Source organism: Paenibacillus sp. O199, from assembly GCF_001636635.1.
GTDB lineage: Bacteria > Bacillota > Bacilli > Paenibacillales > Paenibacillaceae > Paenibacillus > Paenibacillus marchantiae.
In genome coordinates, this window is record NZ_LGRP01000009.1 from 40704 (window position 1) to 59784 (window position 19081).

Annotated in this window: 15 protein-coding genes and 1 pseudogene; 11 read left to right on the forward strand and 5 right to left on the reverse strand. The window is 47.3% G+C overall.

The window, feature by feature from the left end; all coding sequences use genetic code 11:
* Positions 1-187, forward strand: a pseudogene (locus tag A6049_RS34110) (NADP-dependent phosphogluconate dehydrogenase); the annotation flags it as partial.
* A gap of 520 nt (positions 188-707) precedes the next feature.
* Entirely contained in the window at positions 708-1217 is a 510-nt protein-coding gene (locus tag A6049_RS15655) for a shikimate kinase (protein ID WP_240321453.1), read from the forward strand.
* 273 nt (positions 1218-1490) lie between these two features.
* Here A6049_RS15655 and A6049_RS15660 read toward each other — a convergent pair whose 3' ends face one another.
* The gene (locus tag A6049_RS15660) at positions 1491-1796 is read right to left on the reverse strand and encodes a rhodanese-like domain-containing protein (protein ID WP_063565569.1); all 306 of its coding nucleotides are present in this window, start codon (positions 1794-1796) and stop codon (positions 1491-1493) included.
* A gap of 164 nt (positions 1797-1960) precedes the next feature.
* On the opposite strand from A6049_RS15660, the gene aroA reads away from it, so the two are divergent.
* The 4 genes from aroA to ptsP all read left to right on the forward strand — a co-directional run bounded on the left by aroA (position 1961) and on the right by ptsP (position 7822).
* Positions 1961-3256, forward strand: coding sequence for a 3-phosphoshikimate 1-carboxyvinyltransferase (aroA, locus tag A6049_RS15665; protein ID WP_063565570.1), 1296 nt, complete (start codon positions 1961-1963; stop codon positions 3254-3256).
* Between the two features lie 220 nt (positions 3257-3476).
* Positions 3477-3911: a CoA-binding protein gene (locus A6049_RS15670; protein WP_053784277.1), complete on the forward strand. Its 435-nt coding sequence runs from the start codon at positions 3477-3479 to the stop codon at positions 3909-3911.
* A 273-nt stretch (positions 3912-4184) separates the two neighbouring features.
* Positions 4185-6065, forward strand: coding sequence for a glucose PTS transporter subunit IIA (locus tag A6049_RS15675; RefSeq protein ID WP_063565571.1), 1881 nt, complete (start codon positions 4185-4187; stop codon positions 6063-6065).
* A complete protein-coding gene (gene ptsP, locus A6049_RS15680; RefSeq protein WP_063565572.1) occupies positions 6062-7822 on the forward strand; it encodes a phosphoenolpyruvate--protein phosphotransferase in 1761 nt (586 codons plus the stop codon). The genes A6049_RS15675 and ptsP overlap by 4 nt, the downstream gene beginning before the upstream one ends.
* Positions 7823-7936: 114 nt before the next feature.
* Here ptsP and A6049_RS15685 read toward each other — a convergent pair whose 3' ends face one another.
* A complete protein-coding gene (locus A6049_RS15685) occupies positions 7937-8464 on the reverse strand; it encodes a type 1 glutamine amidotransferase domain-containing protein (RefSeq protein ID WP_063565573.1) in 528 nt (175 codons plus the stop codon).
* A 271-nt stretch (positions 8465-8735) separates the two neighbouring features.
* Here A6049_RS15685 and A6049_RS15690 point away from each other — a divergent pair, with 271 nt between their 5' ends.
* From A6049_RS15690 to A6049_RS15705, 4 genes are all read left to right on the forward strand, one after another.
* Complete coding sequence (locus A6049_RS15690) at positions 8736-9149, forward strand: hypothetical protein (protein WP_090810777.1); 414 nt, start codon at positions 8736-8738, stop codon at positions 9147-9149.
* Between the two features lie 122 nt (positions 9150-9271).
* Complete coding sequence (gene ytxJ / locus A6049_RS15695) at positions 9272-9619, forward strand: bacillithiol system redox-active protein YtxJ (protein ID WP_063565575.1); 348 nt, start codon at positions 9272-9274, stop codon at positions 9617-9619.
* A 92-nt stretch (positions 9620-9711) separates the two neighbouring features.
* Positions 9712-10725 carry a catabolite control protein A gene (gene ccpA / locus A6049_RS15700; RefSeq protein WP_024631149.1) on the forward strand — a complete coding sequence of 338 codons (1014 nt, stop codon included), beginning with the start codon at positions 9712-9714 and terminating at the stop codon, positions 10723-10725.
* 223 nt (positions 10726-10948) lie between these two features.
* The gene (locus A6049_RS15705; protein ID WP_063565576.1) at positions 10949-11644 is read left to right on the forward strand and encodes a 5'-methylthioadenosine/adenosylhomocysteine nucleosidase; all 696 of its coding nucleotides are present in this window, start codon (positions 10949-10951) and stop codon (positions 11642-11644) included.
* A 152-nt stretch (positions 11645-11796) separates the two neighbouring features.
* On the opposite strand, the gene A6049_RS15710 is transcribed toward A6049_RS15705, so the two are convergent.
* The gene (locus tag A6049_RS15710; protein ID WP_063565577.1) at positions 11797-12429 is read right to left on the reverse strand and encodes a GNAT family N-acetyltransferase; all 633 of its coding nucleotides are present in this window, start codon (positions 12427-12429) and stop codon (positions 11797-11799) included.
* A 271-nt stretch (positions 12430-12700) separates the two neighbouring features.
* On the opposite strand from A6049_RS15710, the gene acsA reads away from it, so the two are divergent.
* Positions 12701-14425 carry an acetate--CoA ligase gene (gene acsA, locus A6049_RS15715; protein WP_063565578.1) on the forward strand — a complete coding sequence of 575 codons (1725 nt, stop codon included), beginning with the start codon at positions 12701-12703 and terminating at the stop codon, positions 14423-14425.
* Positions 14426-14594: 169 nt separating this feature from the next.
* On the opposite strand, the gene A6049_RS15720 is transcribed toward acsA, so the two are convergent.
* A complete protein-coding gene (locus A6049_RS15720) occupies positions 14595-17717 on the reverse strand; it encodes a transglycosylase domain-containing protein (RefSeq protein WP_063565579.1) in 3123 nt (1040 codons plus the stop codon).
* A gap of 358 nt (positions 17718-18075) precedes the next feature.
* Positions 18076-18675 (reverse strand): 30S ribosomal protein S4, encoded by a 600-nt coding sequence (gene rpsD / locus A6049_RS15725; protein WP_063565580.1) that lies wholly within the window; start codon positions 18673-18675, stop codon positions 18076-18078.
* Positions 18676-19081: the final 406 nt, after the last annotated feature.

Consider the following 19081-nt stretch of genomic DNA (forward strand, 5'->3'; position numbering starts at 1 on the left):
TGTAGCTGCTGCGGTAACTCAAGGCGTTCCGGTCCCTGGGTTCTCCAGTGCATTGTCCTACTACGATAGCTACCGTACAGAGCGTTTGCCTGCGAACCTGTTGCAAGCACAACGTGACTACTTCGGTGCTCATACGTTCAAACGTCTGGACAAAGAAGGCAGCTTCCATCACAACTGGATGGAATAGTAGCATATATCGCAAGTCCGTGAGATTTGGCTAAAGTGTCCTGAATCAGGGGCCTTGGCTGGAAGAAGGGCTTGGACAGAAACTTAGATAGGGGACTTGGAGAGTCGGTTCATACCGATGAACTCTAGGTCTCTTTTTTTTACCGTATGTTAAGATGCTTCTACATTTTACGAGCCTGAGATGCTCTATTTCGTGGATATGAGCCTTTTCTATTCTCTAACGAACTCAGAAGGTCCTACTTACAACATTTGGAGCGAAATTGCGCTGTTTTGAAGGTGTTTTTGTGAAATGAGTTTCCTGAGATTTATTAGAATTCTAAAATCGCTTATAATTCGGAAATAAGCTGATCTGAGTTCGTTAAAATCGTTTGGAGTACATGGACATGCTTCGATATGATCTGGAAGTGCTTGCGGATGCTTGGAGGGAAGTGGGCCACACTATGGCCTTCCCCCGTCCGCAGGGCTGTGTTATGATAGGACAAAAGTGCTCACGAATTGCTTGAATTAAAGGAGTGTACACCTTGAGCAAGTCTAACAATATTATTCTCATCGGCATGATGGGAACTGGCAAATCAACCGTTGCTGACATGCTCGCACGCGAGCTGGGTTACCGACTGATTGATGTGGACGCCGCGGTGGAGAAAGAGGAAGGCTGTACGATTCCTGAATTGTTCACAGGCAAGGGAGAGACGTATTTCCGCGACGCTGAGAGTCGCATGTTGTGCTCGGTGTTAGAGAAAAAGGCGCAGGTGATTGCAACCGGAGGCGGTGTGGTTCTGCGTTTGGACAACTGTGATGTTATGTCGAAGAACGGCTGGGTGGTTGCCCTGACTGCTGATCCGGCAGTGATAGTAGAACGTGTCAGCGGCTGTGAGAACCGTCCGCTCTTGGCAGGCAATGCGGAGGAACGCATTCAGACCATTATGCAGGAACGGAAGGACGCATACCGGTTTGCGCATTACACGGTGGATACGACCGAGTTATCCGCTTCTGAAGTGACTCGTTTAATTTTAGCGCATTACCGCGTCTAAGCTTGTAATTATTTCGTTTTCTCTTCAGTGAGTGTATGGATAGACTGTACACATGAGTGCAGGGTCGATGCATGGAGAGAGGGATACATTTCGCATGTGGAAGAAGATATGCCGAAGGGTTTAAAGTGGTGAATGGAGCCATGTGATCGTGGAACGATGTGAAAAACGGGCCGATTGGCCCGTTTGACTTCCTGTAAGGATCAGGATGCACATTGGTTACCGAGAACTGCTTATTGCAGATATCCTAACCATTAACCTCGATCCTGATGTTGTTTAGTCTTCCTCTTGCCATTGCAGCATGCCGCCAACCATATTGGTACAGCCATCATATCCGAGCTGCTGTAAGTACTCACAGGCACGCTCACTACGGTATCCACTGCGGCAGATCAGAACAATCTCACCGGACTTTTGAATTTCGGACAGTCTGTCCGGAATCTGTCCAAGCGGGATGTGTTTCGCTCCTTCAATCATGCCTTGTGCGACTTCATCGTCCTCACGGACGTCTATCATCTGCAGCTTCTCTCCCGCCTGCAAACGGCGGCGTAGCTCAGAAGTTTCAATTTCAGCAATTTGTGTCATATTCAGGTCCTCTTTTCTGTATGGACTTAACGCCTATAATGATACCCAAGCGATGTATGGAATGTCAATTTGGCAGTACAACATCACGGCATGTATCCTGAATCAAATACGTAACAGAATCATCTAACGAAGCACATTATAATCAATGAAGGAGAATTTCATCCATGGACGTTATCGTTAAACCAACCCCATCCCTGAACGGGGAAATTGGAGCTTTGTCTTCCAAGAACTACACCACACGCTACTTGCTAGCTGCTGCGCTGGCAGAAGGCACAAGTACGATCCATTACCCGGCTCATAGTGAAGATAGTGACGCTATGCGCAGATGTATTCGCGACCTTGGAGCGGTGCTTGAAGAAGATGATAGCAAAATCGTTATCCAGGGCTTCGGCAGCCATCCACGTGATGTGCGTGAATTAAATGTAGGCAATGCGGGTGCAGTGCTTCGTTTCCTGATGGGGGTAACGGCACTTTGTCCTGATGTGACGTTTGTAAATACGTACCCGGATTCTCTGGGCAAACGCCCACATGATGACCTGATCGATGCGCTTGGTCAGCTTGGTGTTGAGGTACAGCACGAACAAGGGCGCTTGCCAATCACGATCAAAGGGGGTCAGGCTAAGGGTGGACATATCCGTGTATCCGGTTCCGTCAGCTCCCAGTATTTGAGCGCGTTGCTGTTTGTAACTCCTCTTCTGGAAGAAGACAGCACAATTGAAGTATTAAACGACTTGAAATCCAAAGTGGTTATTGGCCAGACGCTGGAAGTATTGGAACAGGCGGGCATCGTCATTCATGCGAGTGATGATTACATGTCCTTCCGCGTACCTGGCGGTCAAGCCTATAAACCACAAACATATACGGTTCAAGGAGACTATCCGGGTTCAGCAGCTGTCCTCGCGGCCGCGGCTGTCACCCAATCGGATGTTAAAATTTTGCGATTGATGGAACAGAGCAAACAAGGTGAGCGTGCCATTGTAGACGTTCTGCGCATGATGGAAGTGCCGTTGACGCATGAAAACGATGTGGTACACGTGCAAGGTAACGGTACATTGAAAGCCGTGGAATTCGATGGAGATGCCGCGACAGACGCGGTTTTGGCCATGGTAGCGGCGGCAGTGTTTGCGGAAGGCACCTCACGGTTCTATAATGTAGAGAACTTACGTTACAAGGAATGTGACCGAATTACAGATTATTTGAACGAACTGCGGAAGGCAGGAGCCAACGTAGAAGAACGTCAGGCCGAGATTATCGTACATGGTCGTCCGGAAGGCGTCGAAGGCGGCGTTGAGATTAACGCTCACTACGATCATCGCGTAATTATGGCACTGACCGTTGTCGGTCTGCGTTCCAAAGAACCGCTTCGTATTCGGGATGCACACCATGTAGCCAAGTCTTATCCGCAATATTTCGATCATTTGCAGGCGCTTGGCGCCTCGGTTCAATGGGTAAAAGAGTAAAATAACACGTTTAAGAGGTTGTTCAAAAAACCGCTTTTGATTACGAAGGATGCCTGGAGGCATCATCAGCATCGAATATGGAATTCAGCCGAAATGTCCGTTGCTCACGTAGTTTTCCCTACGCTCCGCTACTCCATTTCTAGCTTCATCCCATCTTCTCGGTACTGAAAACCGGTCTTTTTGAACACGCACTTTAAGCAGAAAAGGATGGTGCTTGAACATGGAATTTAACAATCCTACTCGTGAAGAAATTGGACAACTTTTGCGCAAGGCAGGCAACATCGCAGTCGTCGGCTTATCGGACAAATCAGATCGCACTTCCTATATGGTAGCGGAAGCCATGCAAAGCAGAGGTTATCGTATCATCCCGGTAAATCCACAGGTACAAGGTGAGATTCTCGGTGAGACGGTATATGCGACCCTCGCAGATATCCCTGAGCCGGTAGATATCGTGAACGTATTCCGCCGCGATGAATATTGTGCAGATGTCGCTCGTGAAGCTGCGGCGATCAAAGCGAATGTATTGTGGCTTCAGCTTGGTATCCACAGCGATGAAGCCGTTCAGATTGCAGCTGAGAACGGCATGACAGCGGTAACGAATCGTTGTATCAAGGTAGAGGATTCCATCGTTCTGCGCGGTGCTGGACGCGGTTAAATCTCGATTCCTAAAAAATCCCGTTAACCTCAAGTTGACGGGATTTTTTCTGTTGTATAATTGGAATATAAAATATACTTTGCAGCTTAGAAGACCGCATGAAGTTAAATCCAAGTGGTATTCCGCTCCATTTAATTATTGGGGGAACAAGGAAATACGCTCCTTTTTGTCATGCCTGGCGGGAGAGAAATACAAATTACCAACAGGTTACTGTTTTGCTTTGACAAAACGTTGCGTAAAGCTTACCATCTAGGATAGAAAGGAGAGGTCGCCATGAATTGGCTCGGATCCTTGCAGCAGCTCGGACGAGCGGTAATGCTGCCTACAATGGTCCTGCCCGCCGCCGCAATTTTGCTGAGTGTTGGCAGTTTGCCCTGGGACGCCTGGGGATTGAAAGTTGTTGGTGAAGTGTCTACCGTGGCCGGACACGGTATTTTTTATTTTTTGCCGTATTTGTTCGCTGTCGGTGTAGCGCTGGGACTCTCCAACCAGGCCGGACAAGCGGGACTCGCTGCTCTGGCTGGTATTGTGATATATGATCAGGTGACTCGCAATTTCGGGGATGGCACCGTTCAACCTGCTTCCTTAATCGGAATTATTCTCGGCGCACTTGCCGGGGTGACGCATAATCGCTTCAAAAGTATTAAACTGCCCGAAATCTTACAGTTTTTCGGTGGTTCAAGGTTTGTTTTACTCATAGTTGGACTTTGCTCGGCACTGTTCTCCTTCTTTATGTTATGGATCGCACCCATTTTGCAACATGCATTGAACGCCATCGCCACCTGGGAATACAGTCTCGGCGGTTTTGGGCTGTTTATATATGGGGTCTTGTACAGGGTGCTGGTGGCCTTCGGACTGCATCATCTGCTTAACAATGTATTCTGGTTCCAACTGGGGACGTATGAAACAGCAGACGGCAATATAGTGCAAGGGGATTTGCCGCGATTTTTTGCGGGTGATCCAACAGCAGGGTATTTTATGGCCGGGTTATTCCCGATCATGATGTTTGCGATTCCAGCGATTGCCTTTGCCATTATTCAGGAGGCAAGGGAAGATCTGAAGCCGAAAATCAAAAAAACATTTCTCACTTCCGCACTCGTTTGTTTTCTGACAGGGGTATCGGAGCAGATTGAGTTTGCCTTTTTGTTTGCGGCACCTTATCTGTTCATCGTGCATGCAGTCATGTCAGGACTTGCGATGTGGATCAGTTACTGGCTTGATATACGCCATGGTTTCTCCTATTCGGCTGGCATTATCGACTACATACTCAATTTCCATCTATCGGAGAATGCTTGGAAGCTCATTCCGATTGGCATACTATACGGGTTAGTCTATTATTTCCTGTTTAGGTGGGCGATTCGCACGTTCAAGATTCCAACTCCAGGACGCGAAGAGGGGTCCATGCTGGAAGATTGGGTAGGTAACATTCCTTATCAAGCTCCTCTTATTTTGGAAGCATTGGGCGGGAAAGAAAACATTGTGCAGGTAGAGGCTTGTATTACACGACTTCGTCTCACCGTGCATAATGATCGATTAATCGATACAGGTGCAATGAAGAGTATGGGGTCCGCAGGGCTTATCAAGCTGGGTGGCGGTAACGTACAAGTGGTATTTGGCACCTATTCGGAATTAATCCGGGAAGAGATTGCGAAGCTGCTCGAACGTGATCTGCAACAAGTTCTGTTCTGTGCTCCTGTGCAAGGCAAAATGCTGCCGATTGAAGAGGTACCGGATCAGATATTTGCAGCCAAGCTTGTGGGTGATGGTGTAGCCTTTGTCCCGGAAAAGGGAGAGCTGGTCTCACCCGTATACGGAACGATTATGCACATGTATCCAACAATGCATGCCTTGGGCATCTCCACTCGGGAAGGGCTTGAGGTCCTGTTGCATATCGGTATCGACACATCCCAACTGAAAGGCCACTTTGAAGCCTTTGTTCAGGAAGGGGATACGGTGGAGCCCGGTCAGTTGTTAATCAAGTTTGACCTGGCTGTGTTGCGAGCCGAGGCGGCATCGCTGACGACACCGATGGTCATCACGAATCCCGATCGTGTCAAATCATGGAGCTTTGCTCCATTTAAGCAAGTTAAGAAAGGTCAGGCATCCGTTATGTCCGTGGTGCTCTATGACAGGAACGTTGGAGGGGTAGAATGAAGATACAAGGCATCAACGGCGCTGCAGGCATAGCCATCGGCAAAGCATTTGTCCTGCCCAGTTGGGAATGGGATCTGCCGGACCAGAAGATGGATTCGGTGGATCTCGCCCAAGAGTTCGAGCGGCTGTACGAGGGCATACGGACATCGAAGGATGAGATTGAATATATCAAGAACGAGTTCAAGGAAGTCGTCGGTCCTGAAGAGTCCAGCATCTTTGATGCGCATCTGGCCATTCTGGAAGATCCGGTGTTCATGAACGAAATTCGTGGCATTATTGAACGGCAGTACAAAGCAGCAGAAGTAGCCGTCAAAGAGGCCATTGATCATTTTGTCACCATGTTTGATCTGCTCGAAGATGAGTATATGAAGGAGCGAGCCATCGACATCAAGGACGTGGGGAACCGTCTGTTAAAGCATCTGCTGGGCGCACCGGAAATTACGCTTCCATCGGATACCCAGCCTTATATACTCGTGGCCAAAGAGCTGTCTCCCTCTCAATTAGCGCATTTGAATCCAAGCCACGTGCTGGGTATTGTGACACTTATTGGAGGCAAAACGTCACATTCGGCAATTATGGCTCGTGCCCTTGGCATTCCTCTCGTTTCCGGTCTGGAAGCGAGTCTTGGCATGCCGGTGGAGACCGGAGATATGTTGGTTGTCGATGGAGATAATGGCCTCGTATTTACGGAGCCGGATCGCAAGACGATTGAACGTTACACGATGATTCGCAGCAAACAATTGAAGAAAAAAGAGCAGCTGCAGGTACTTGCAACAGTGGATGCCGTAACCAAAGACGGTTCCGTTCTGCATCTGGCTTCTAACATCAGTTCCGTCAAGGAACTGGATATGGCACTGAAACATGGGGCGAAGGGCGTGGGGTTGTTCCGGACAGAGTTCCTATACATGGACCGTGCTACGTTCCCGGGTGAGCAGGAACAGTATGAGGTTTATCGTCTTGTCGCTGAGAAAACTGCAGGACAGTCTGTCGTTATTCGTACGCTCGACATTGGTGGTGACAAGCAGCTAGACTACTTTGAACTGCCAGAAGAAGATAATCCATTTCTCGGATATCGTGCGATTCGGATCAGTCTGGACCGCAAAGATCTGTTCAAAACACAGCTCACAGCCATTCTGCGGGCCAGTGCTGCGGGCAATGTCAAAATTATGTACCCGATGATCTCTTCGGTAGAAGAACTTCAGGAGGCCAATGAAATCCTGCGTGAAGCGATGTCTGATCTGGACGAGCGCGAATTGCCGTACGATCCACATATACAGGTGGGCATCATGATTGAGGTTCCGGCAGCGGTGATGATAGCCGATTTGCTTGCCGAAGAAGCTGATTTCTTCAGTATCGGTACGAATGATCTCGTGCAATATGTACTGGCTGTAGACCGAATGAATGAGCAGATTGCACATATGTATCATCCGTATCACCCGGCTGTATTACGCATGCTTCGCGCAACAGTCGATGCGGCTCATACGGCAGGCATTGATGTCAGTGTATGCGGCGAGATGGCAGGAGACGAACGTTCGATTCCCCTATGGCTGGAGCTCGGGATCAGCAATCTGAGCATGTCTCCACAATCCTTGCTGCGTGTGAAGCACAGAGTATTGAATACGACGGCTGCTGCTGCCAAAGAGGCTGCCCATGATTGCTTCAGCCTGCGGACAAGTGCAGACATCGAAGAGCGTCTACAGGTCTTCAATGATTCGATGGGCAGTCCGGATGAACAGAGTGGATCGAATGCATCCTGAATGGGTTATTTTCAAATAAATACCTTTAAGTGAAAATGTTAACTTTTGTACAATTTTGGAAAATAGTCTTATTTTAACGATAAAGCCCCACGCCATATGGCGCGGGGCTTTGTTTTATTTTTCAGCAAGTGCATCGCAAAATGCTTTGCCATACGGCGGAAGATCAGGTGGACGGCGAGCTGAAATGATGTGTCCATCCACAACAACGGCTTCATCTTTCCAGATGGCTCCGGCATTTTCCATGTCATCCCGGATACCCGGTGTAGAAGTTACCGTAACCCCGTCCAGTATTTTGGCGGATATCAGTACCCAACCTGCGTGACAGATCTGTCCAATCGGCTTACGATCCGCATGCATTTCCTTAACGAGCTCAAGTACTTTGGGATAGCGACGAAGCTTGTCCGGTGCCCAGCCCCCGGGTACAAGGATACCATCATAGTTTGAACTATCCAATTCATCAAAACTGTATTCCGCCTGCGCGGGAACACCATATTTACCAATGTAGGTTTTGCCTTTTTTCTCTCCGGCGAGATGCACCTCAGCGCCTTCTTCACGAACACGATGTACCGGATACCACAGTTCCAGATCTTCGAATTCTTCATCGACCAGGGCGATGACTTTTTTGCCTGTTAATCTCATCATCATCTCTCCTTTTGCGGTAATTAGCACATAGCGTCTTTATTGTAACAGATTCTCATGTTGACTTCATCGTCATGCAATCTCGCCATTGGGGAAGCGATTACATCTCAATGAACGCCTACATTCGACAACCTTCATCTGGAGACAGTGGTAATTTGTGCAACCTCTGGTTTATAGCAGGATTTGAGCGGAAATAGGTCGAATGGTATCTGTATAAGAGTATAGAACGAATGAGGTGATGACTGTGCGTAAGACGTGCAGATGCGGACATGTAATGGAACTGGAATTAAGAACGGTGGTATATGCCAAAAAGGTGGAGATTCGTAACGTACCTGTATTTGCTTGTACAGACTGTGTTTCCTATGAAGTGCTTCAGCCGGTCAAGCCGGATTTGAAAGAGTGCATCAGTACACTCGGTGAACAGCCAGCGAAACAGGATGTATCGTTTGGAGAGCGAAATGAACTTGCGGATCTTTTCCATGAACAACTGCTGGCTTGGCCGGACGCTTCGGATCGTGAGATGGAGCATCGGATGCAACGTGCTGTGGAGGAGAGAATTAACCTGCTGCTGGATATTATGGGTTACGCCCAAAAGTCTAATGATGAAGAATGGATCGAGACAACACAGCGCAGATTAGGTCAATTATCCGGTTTTGTATGGCAGGCGCACTTCTCGAATGCTGTCTAATTTTGACGTGCAAAATGCTTGTTTTCATGAAAATTGGCTTTTTCGCCCGCTTTTTGTTAAGATATCGTAGAGTGAAAACGCTCAACATAGCGGTAATCCTGGTAAAGGGGGATGTATATCAAATGGCTGACATGACTAAAATGACAAGTATTGAACAGCTAAACTCCGCAGTGGAGGCTACCGAGGATCAACCCTTGCTTCTGTTTAAGCATAGTACACGCTGCCCGATCAGCGCGAACGCCTATCAGGAGATGAACGATTATTTGCAAAATAGTCCAAGTGAACAAGTGAAATACGGTATCATTTATGTAGTGGAAAATCGCCCTGTGTCCAATGAAGCAGCGGACAAGCTGGGTGTTAAGCACGAATCTCCGCAGGCAATTCTAGTCAAAAAGGGAATTCCTGTATGGCATACTTCCCACTCGAATATTACTTCAACCACAATCACGAAAGCACTGCGTGAGTCCTAAAGCCTATTTTAATTGATTAATGCATAAATTTGTCGTAATATAAATCTTAATGAAAATGGTATGAAAATTTACTGGTAATGGAGAGAAGTACTGTGACGGTAACCATTTATGATGTGGCACGTGAGGCCGGTGTCTCTATGGCAACGGTATCACGGGTTGTTAATAATAACCCTAATGTTAAGCCACAGACACGCAAAAAAGTATATGAAGCCATCGATCGGTTGGGATATCGTCCGAATGCGGTAGCCAGAGGCTTGGCGAGCAAGAAGACAACCACGGTCGGGGTCGTTATTCCGGACATTTCGAACTCAACCTTTGCAGAGATTGCCCGCGGGATTGAAGATATTGCGAATATGTATCACTACAACATTATTTTGTGTAATGCGGATAAGAAGAAAGAAAAAGAAATTCGTGTAATTAACACGTTGCTCGAGAAACAAGTGGACGGTCTGCTCTTCATGGGTGGAACTGTGACGGACGAGCATATTCAGGCGTTCCAATCAGCGGCTGTGCCGATTGTTCTCTGTGCAACAAGTGACGAGAAGGGCACGTACCCTTCTGTAGATATTGACCATGAAGCAGCGGCATTTGATGCTGTAAATACGTTAATCCGTCATGGACACAAGGAAATCGCAATGATCAGTGGTACACTGCAAGATCCTGCCAACGGTTATGCTCGTTTCCAAGGGTACAAGAAAGCGCTTGAAGCAGCAGGTATGGAATATCAGGAGGATCTCGTACGTATTGGTAACTATCGTTATGAGTCTGGTGTAGAAGCGATGAAGTATTTCCTCGGATTGAAGAAAAAACCATCGGCAATCTTCGCTGCAACAGATGAGATGGCAATTGGTGCTATTCATAGCATTCAGGATGAAGGTCTGAAAGTACCGGATGACTTCTCCATCATCAGTGTGGATAACATTCGTATGGCTTCCATGGTCCGTCCTCAGTTGACTACTGTAGCTCAACCGATGTATGACCTGGGCGCTGTAGCGATGCGTTTGCTGACCAAGCTGATGAAGAAAGAAAATGTGGAGAACCCACGGGTTATTTTGCCGCATGAAACGATTCTTCGTCTGTCTGTAAGCCATGCAGACGTAGTTTAAATACAGGCTTTGATGGTTCATCGTCATTTCTGATTGAAATGGAAATGATTTAAGAAAGGGAGAAGGCATTCTCTCTACATAGTGGAATGACGGAAGCTCCGGAAACGGAGCTTTTGTGCTGAATGGGACTCTGAACGTAGACGGAGAAACATACTTGGAGGGAAACGACTCCAGGTTTACATGCAGAATGCAGAATGCAGAATGCTATATAGGAGGTCATAACATGCGTGAAACGATCGGTATCATTGGTGCAATGGATGAGGAAGTAGAACTTCTCTTGGCTGGTATGAAGCAACTAGAGACTGTAAAACAAACTGGTATTACCTATGTTGCAGGTGAATGGCTGGGTAAACAGATTGTGGTCTGCAAATCAGGCGTGGGTAAAGTGAATGCGGCTGTGACAACACAGATTTTGATTGATCGTTTTCAGGTTAATCGTATTATTTTCACAGGTGTTGCGGGTGCAGTTAATCCAGAGTTGAATATTGGAGATATGGTCATCTCTTCCGAATGTGTACAGCATGATATGGATGTGACCCCACTTGGATTTGAGCGCGGGGTTATTCCTTACCAGGAGACGTCCGCCTTCCCAGCGGAAGCATCCCTTATCGCATTAGCTGAAGAAGCCTGCAAAGCGCAGGGAGCGAACTATCTGATCGGTAAAGTGCTGTCAGGAGATCAATTCATTGCAAGCAAAGATACGGTGAAAATGCTGTATACCGAAATGAATGGGGCATGTGCGGAGATGGAGGGAGCTGCCGTAGCGCAAGTGAGCTTCATGAACCGCGTTCCGTTCGTTATACTTCGCGCAATGTCTGACAAAGCAGATGGATCAGCACATGTGAACTTTGCCGAGTTTACTGTGGAGTCTTCCCAGCGCTCTCACCGTATTGTGGAACATATGCTGGAACATATGTAACCCCATAAGCTATACGCATGTTGAGCATGATAAAGGCTTAAAAAGCAACAAAAAACCGCTTATTCGTAGCAGATCATCCATGATGAACCTGTTCGCGAAGAGGCGGTTTTTCTATGTATACGTATTCGAAAATCATCCATGTGCATTCATGATTAGTACATAAACCGATGGCGGAATCGCACCCGGTCGAATTGTTCTTCCGATTCCAGGGGTACTTGGCTGCCAATGCGGACCATGAGGCAGTTTGCCGGATGTGAACAAATCTCGGGATCATCGGTGGCGTACCAGGTCATGTCTACGGTTTGCATCAATTTTTCCATCATCTTGCGGTAATCCCATACGGAAAGGGCGCTGCCCTTCAAATCCCAATGCCAGTAATATTCCGTTGTGAATATGATATATTTCTCCATCTGTCCATTTTCAAACGCGGTGAGCAGCATTTCGCGCCCAATCCCGAGAGTGCGATAGGAATCCGCAACCTCAATGGCTCCCAGCTCAATTAGATCGGTCATATTGCCCTCCGACCAACGCTCGCAATCATCTGCATAATGGAAAGTCACATAACCGACAATGGTCTCATTTTCCCGCGCTATTATGATTCGACCTTCGGGCAATGCGGCAATTTCGGCCAATGCCTCCTGTTGTTCCGAAGGGCGCCGGAAAGCATCCAGATCGGAATGAAATTCAAGCTGCGTAATCGTCTCGGCCTGAACTGGTCCCTCAATGATGATTCGGTGGCCGGACTTGAAGATGGAACGCATATGATGCTCCTTAATATGCTCCATAGTTCATGCTCCTCTCTCCCCCTACTTATAGCAAAAAACCAAAAATTTGAAAAGCCATAGACGATGATTGAAAAGATTTGCTATAATTGCGTAGACAAAAAATGTTCACAAATCAACTGCAGTTTGGGTTCATCGGTTTGGCCTGGCAAGTACATGATGAGAAGTTCTCTCTACTAATGTAAGCGCTAACTGGAAGTTCAGTCAACACAAAGGCAATCAGAAGTGACCCATATTGGGAATCGAAATGTCGAGTTGAAGGAGGCTGGCAAGCATGAGTCAAGCACATGGTGAGATGCTGCAAACGGTTGTGTCTGAATCTAATCTGGGCGATTACACGGAGGCCCGAAGCCGGTTTGATTGGGAATCGGTCGAAAGGCACTTTACGTGGCACGCCAGCGGGAAAGTCAACATGGCGCATGAAGCGATTGATCGTCATGTGCTGGAAGGAAGAGGCGGGAGAACGGCGCTATTATACAGTGATGCTACGCGTGAAGAGGCATACACGTTTGCTGACTTAAGTGAGCAATCGAGTCGCTTCGGTAACGTTCTCCGCAAATATGGTATTGCTAAGAGTGATCGGGTATTTATTTTTATGCCTCGCAGTCCTGAGCTCTATTTCAGCCTGTTGGGCATATTGAAGGTTGGGGCTGTTGCAGGTCCTCTATTTGAGGCCTTTATGGAAACTGCGGTGAAGGACCGACTGGAGGATAGCGGAGCTGTCGCCCTGGTGACAACCCCTCAATTGCTGGGACGAATCAAACGTTCCGAATTGCCTGAACTGAAGCATATTTTTGTTGTGGGTGGCGGTCCGCAGACGGAAGAAGGACTCATCGACTTTGATGCAGAGATGTCCGCAGCTTCAGATGATATGGAAGTGGAGTGGCTGACACGCGAAGACGGACTGCTGATTCACTATACTTCCGGCTCTACAGGCAAACCGAAAGGTGTATATCATGTGCAGAATGCAATGATTCAGCATTATTACACCGGCAAGGTTGTACTCGATTTGCGCGAGGACGACGTATACTGGTGCACAGCCGATCCGGGGTGGGTAACAGGTACCTCCTATGGAATTTTTGCACCATGGTTGAATGGTGTGACCAACGTTATTCGTGGGGGACGTTTCAGTCCGAAAGACTGGTACAGCACCATTGAGAAAAACAAAGTCAGCGTATGGTACAGTGCACCGACGGCTTTCCGCATGTTGATGGGAGCGGGCGAAGAGACCATTGCCCAGCATGATTTGAGCAGTCTCCGTCACGTCATGTCTGTGGGTGAGCCACTTAATCCCGAAGTTGTCCGTTGGGGCTGGAAAGCCTATGGACAGCGAATTCATGATACCTGGTGGATGACGGAGACGGGTGGACAATTAATCTGTAACTACCCGGGCATGCCAATCAAACCAGGTTCCATGGGTCGTCCATTACCGGGAATTGAAGCAGCCATTATTGACGATCGAGGACAGGAACTGCCGCCATATAGTATGGGGAACCTGGCTATTCGTACTTCCTGGCCGTCCATGATGGCGAAGATCTGGAATAACCCGGCCAAATATGAGGAGTACTTCCGACTTTCTGGCTGGTATGTATCCGGTGATTCCGCTTATATGGACGAAGATGGCTACTTTTGGTTCCAGGGCCGGATTGATGATGTCATTAACTCTTCAGGAGAACGTATTGGCCCCTTTGAGGTGGAGAGCAAGCTCGTAGAGCACCCTGCGGTAGCAGAGGCAGGCGTTATCGGCAAACCGGATGTAACTCGCGGAGAGATCATTAAGGCCTTTGTGGCACTTCGTGAGGGGTATGAGCCGACACCGGAGCTGAAGGAAGAGATCTATCGATTTGTAAAAGAGGGCTTGTCTGCTCACGCCGCTCCGCGTGAGATTGAGTTCAAGGATAAACTGCCCAAGACCCGCTCCGGCAAGATTATGCGCCGCGTGTTGAAAGCTTGGGAGTTGGATCTGCCCACAGGCGATCTATCGACCATTGAAGACTAAAGCATAAACCAGCGGATACAACGTGTCTGCCTGTCCCATGATTCCAATACAAAGCCTGATCCGTGTCTCATTGCGGATCAGGCTTTTACTTTTGGATATCAATGAATAACAAAACCCCATCCTCATGATGCGAGAATGGGGTTGAGAGGGGAGTTATGATAACTCTGTATTACGGTTGGAAATGCACAGCTCCGGACGGCTCGGATTCGCCTATGCTGTTGCTGGCGGATACCTTGAACCATCCACTGGTGGATGCAGGTACTCCGTAGTCCATGGAGGTCCCTGAAGTTGTGCCAATTTTGGTGTAAGGGGCTGACCCTGTTTCACTAAAATATACAGCATAACTTTGAACACCATCTGATTCCGGATTGGAGGCCCACTGAATGCGCAGTCCTTGGGAGAGCGCCGACACGCTCACTTGGCCCGGTGTAGCCGGAGCCGTAGTTGCGGCGTTCTCATTCTGAGAGTCTTCCGGTGTAACGACTGTTCCCGGAACATTAATCGGTTCATTTATTTCTTCATCTGCAGGAGGCTCCACCGTTCCCGCACTGCTAACTGCTGCGCTAGGAGCAGACTCACGACCAGCTACATCCACTGCTGTCACGTAGAACGCAAAGTTTCCATCTTGTGCATATGCAGTAAATGATCTGGACTCACCTGTCAGGACAACCTGCCCCTGATTCTGGAATCCGGCGCCATTTACTGAGCGATACAGGCGATAGCCAACCACATCACTTTCCGGTGTTGCGTTAAATGTAATCACGGCGTTCCCGTTGGCAACGGAAATTCTCACATTGCCTGGTGCATCTGGTGCTTTGCCGTTATCCGTTCTTGGATCGATCTGTGTCGGCATGTCTGCATCGGCATCTTCCGGCAGGTAATATGCAAGTGATTCGTGACGACTCATGCGTGAGAATGCACTTTGCAGTTCCTTGATGAGATCAGAGATCGGTTTCTTGCGCTTGACGACGGTTTTCTCTTTCGTCATATCTCCAGGTGTTTCATCACGCGGAATGTAGTTGACACCATTGTAAGTGATATATTTGGCTTTTGCGACACCATCATCGCTGTCCTTCGGCACAAATTTGCTATTGAAAATATCAGTGACAAATCTGTCAGTCAGAGATGTTGGCAATTTGCCGCTATAAGCCGATACAGTTCGTGTCTCGATCCCGGATGGTTTCTTGAATGAATCGGTTACGAACATCTCTTTGTCTGTAGCGATGACTTGATTCATGATTTGCGTCCACAGCTGCTGTGCACGTTTCTTCTGTGATTTGGTCTCGAGCGTGTTTATCGGCTGTTTGTATCCAACCCATACACCCAATGTGACATCCGGCGTATAGCCTTCAAACCAGACATCCGCATAGTTTTGGGTTGAACCCGTTTTGCCTACGATAGGCACACTCTTGGAGTACTTGTAATTTTCACGAACTTTATCGGCTGTACCTTCTGTAATAACGGTACGTAGCATATCTGTCATCAGGTATGCCGTCTGTTCTGAGAAAGCTTGAACAGGCTCTGCATCGTGTTTATAAACGATATTCCCTTTTGAGTCTACAATTTTGCTAATCATATAGGAATCATTGTACACACCATTGTTAGCAATGGCTCCATAGGCATTGGTAAGCTCTTCAACGGTAACACCGTACTGAAGTCCTCCAAGAACACCGGTCTGAGCTTGGTAATCTGCCGGCTGGATGGTGGTAATCCCCAGCTTCTTGGCAAAAGCCCATGATTTGTCGATACCAACTTCTTCGTTGAATAGCTTAAGCGCAGGCACATTTAGCGAGTAGTTGAGTGCTCTACGGGCAGTCACAAGTCCCTGGTAGCGATTGTTGGCATTTTTCGGAATATGGAATCCGGTCTGGCCGTCTTTCAGAATTATCGGTGAATCGTCAATAATGGAAGCTGGTTGAACAAGTCCTTCATCCAGTGCAGGCAGATAAGCGGCAATAGGTTTCATAGTTGAACCTGGCTGACGCACCATCTGAGTTGCATAGTTCATCTGCTCATCCTGGAAATTACGGCCTTCAATCATGCCGAGAATGGCTCCTGTTTTGTGATTGATCAACATGGCAGCAGTCTGTTCTTTTCCCTTCACGGGATCGTCAGCAGCGAAATTACTGTCATCTTCGGCAATGGTACGCATTGTTTTGTAGATACTTTTGTTGATCGTCGTGTAGATACGATATCCGCCTGTACGCAATTGCTGCTGAGCTTCTTCCAGCAGAGCACTGCTTTCTTTTTGCGGTGTATCGGTATCCGTATCCTTGGCTGTATCCGCATTGGCATCCGTGCCTTCAGCCTTATCCGAATTCAGTTGCTTCATTAAAATCTGTGCAGCTTGTCGCTCTGTTTCCATCATAAGGTATGGATAAGTATTGTAAGCTTTGATGGTTTTGGGTGCGAGTGAACTCTTGATGTCAAAAGCAAGAGCTTCGTCATACTCGGACTGATTAATTTTGCCCAGTTCCAGCATACGGCGCAAGACCAGATGCTGACGATTGATTGCACGCTCAAAATTGTCCTCAACAAAGTCGCCTTTTCCATTAAAGGCAGAGTAAGAGGAGGGGAGCTGAGGCAATCCGGCAAGATAAGCAGCCTGAGCTGTGTTTATTTTGCTCAAATCATTAATATTGAACAGTCCTTTGGCAGCTGCCTTGACTCCATATACATTATATCCACTGGAGCCGTTACCAAAAGGAACCTTGTTCAGATACGCTGTCATAATTTCGTCTTTGGTCAGGAAACGTTCGAGTCGGAGCGAAAGTAATATTTCTTTCACTTTCCGGTCTTCGGTTCGATCCAGATTGAGGAATACACGCCGGGCCAATTGTTGAGTCAGTGTGCTACCGCCTGTTTGAACAGATTCTTTCAGCACTTTCTGTTTCACGGCACGGAGCGTTCCGCTCATGTCTACACCTTTATGTTCGTAAAAATGATTGTCTTCAATCGAAATGACTGCATCAATAACGTTCTGTGGGATCTGGTCAAAGGTGACCGGACGCCTGTCTTCTTCTGTTCGTAATTGACCGATCGGGCTGCCGTCGGCAAAGTAAGCAAAGCCTGTGATGGAGTTTTCGCTGACTTTTTGTTCAATCAGCGCCCGTGAACGGACGGGTTCGTCTTTCACAATGGAACTGACGTATCCCATTAGAGCACCGCCTACAAATAGTACCCCCATGAATCCAAGGACAACCATCCATTTGACGAAACTACCCAGTCTGCGGGCAAAACTGCGCTTGCGGGCAGGCTGTTCCTCGGGCTTTTTCTTATTAACATCAACCATTCAGTGTCTTCCTCCTTTTAACAGCACTTATTATAGCATAAAAAGGCTGGTTTGCATGCCTGAGAAATACAAGCAATGGTCGAAAATTGCCATTCTTTCTTGGATTATGATATATATCATGCGGAATTGAATTACATATCATGAGAAGTCATGGAGAATTTCAATAAAACGTGGAAGTATTGAGCGTCCGAGTGTGGATGAAAATAGATGACTATGTATAGGAAAGAGGCCATATCCTTGTATTAGGTGCAGGTACGACCTCTTTTTTTTGCTTTTTGTTTCTCTCGAAATAAAAAAAACAGCTGCCGAGAAAATCTCGGACAGCTGTTTGGTGTGAAGCTTAATGAAATTCCAACGATTAACGGTTGTAGAACTCGACGATTTGTTTTTCGTCGATGTCTTGGGACAATTCCGAACGCTCAGGCAAACGGATAAATTTACCTTCCAGAGCAGTATCGTTGAATTCTACGTATGCCGGAAGATGCGAACGGTTTTCCAAAGCTTCCTTAACGGAAGAAAGACCGCGGCTTCTTTCACGCAGGCTGATAACGTCGCCAGTGCTTACTTGGTAAGAAGCGATGTCAACTTTTTTGCCGTTTACAGTTACGTGACCGTGGGATACCAACTGACGCGAACCAGCGCGGGAGTTAGCGAATCCAAGGCGGTATACGAGGTTATCAAGGCGGCTCTCAAGCAAGAACATGAAGTTTTCACCTGCGATACCTTGCATTTTTTGCGCTTTAGCAAAGAGAGTGCGGAATTGCTTCTCGCCCAAACCGTACATGTGACGCAATTTTTGTTTTTCTTGCAATTGCATACCGTAGTTGCTGATTTTTCTCCGTTGGTTAGCTCCGTGCTGACCTGGAGGGAAAGGACGTTTCAATTCTTTGCCTGTTCCGCTCAGGGAAATGCCGAGGCGACGGCTCAATTTAAATTTAGGACCAGTGTAACGTGCCATGTTTAAAGTAGCTCCTTTTTAGTTAAAGTTCATATAGGGCTCTGTTTGCGCTCCAATTTGTTGATGCGGGCTAAGCCACGCATAGAACGATCAGGAAAGTTCAGCCGCTGTCCTGAAAGCAACAAAAAGAATGAGGGTGACACAACCGGTAATGCCCAAATTTAAAGACCCATTAGTAGTCTTCATCAACAATTTATTTTACAGTTTACTAGAACCAAAGTCAAGCCTGTGATAAAAGCAAAAAAACGTCTAAATTTGTCGATAGGTCCTTAGGCCCAAAATAATGGGACAATTTTCTGAAATATGGATGCAAAAATGCTTTAAAGAGAGTAAAATAGATTGTATCTTAACTTTAAATGATCTTGTACATTAAGGTTATCGCATAGAATTTGCAGGTTTGCGATAA

What these genes read in the sequence shown, in the direction of transcription:
- aroA (WP_063565570.1), top strand. Translation starts at nt 1,961, where the DNA reads ATGGACGTTATCGTTAAACCAACCCCATCCCTGAACGGGGAAATTGGA.
- A6049_RS15710 (WP_063565577.1), bottom strand. Translation starts at nt 12,429, where the DNA reads ATGGAGCATATTAAGGAGCATCATATGCGTTCCATCTTCAAGTCCGGC.
- A6049_RS15675 (WP_063565571.1), top strand. Translation starts at nt 4,185, where the DNA reads ATGAATTGGCTCGGATCCTTGCAGCAGCTCGGACGAGCGGTAATGCTG.
- rpsD (WP_063565580.1), bottom strand. Translation starts at nt 18,675, where the DNA reads ATGGCACGTTACACTGGTCCTAAATTTAAATTGAGCCGTCGCCTCGGC.
- ptsP (WP_063565572.1), top strand. Translation starts at nt 6,062, where the DNA reads ATGAAGATACAAGGCATCAACGGCGCTGCAGGCATAGCCATCGGCAAA.
- A6049_RS15720 (WP_063565579.1), bottom strand. Translation starts at nt 17,717, where the DNA reads ATGGTTGATGTTAATAAGAAAAAGCCCGAGGAACAGCCTGCCCGCAAG.
- A6049_RS15705 (WP_063565576.1), top strand. Translation starts at nt 10,949, where the DNA reads ATGCGTGAAACGATCGGTATCATTGGTGCAATGGATGAGGAAGTAGAA.
- A6049_RS15690 (WP_090810777.1), top strand. Translation starts at nt 8,736, where the DNA reads ATGGAACTGGAATTAAGAACGGTGGTATATGCCAAAAAGGTGGAGATT.
- A6049_RS15670 (WP_053784277.1), top strand. Translation starts at nt 3,477, where the DNA reads ATGGAATTTAACAATCCTACTCGTGAAGAAATTGGACAACTTTTGCGC.
- acsA (WP_063565578.1), top strand. Translation starts at nt 12,701, where the DNA reads ATGAGTCAAGCACATGGTGAGATGCTGCAAACGGTTGTGTCTGAATCT.
- ytxJ (WP_063565575.1), top strand. Translation starts at nt 9,272, where the DNA reads ATGGCTGACATGACTAAAATGACAAGTATTGAACAGCTAAACTCCGCA.
- A6049_RS15685 (WP_063565573.1), bottom strand. Translation starts at nt 8,464, where the DNA reads ATGATGAGATTAACAGGCAAAAAAGTCATCGCCCTGGTCGATGAAGAA.
- A6049_RS15660 (WP_063565569.1), bottom strand. Translation starts at nt 1,796, where the DNA reads ATGACACAAATTGCTGAAATTGAAACTTCTGAGCTACGCCGCCGTTTG.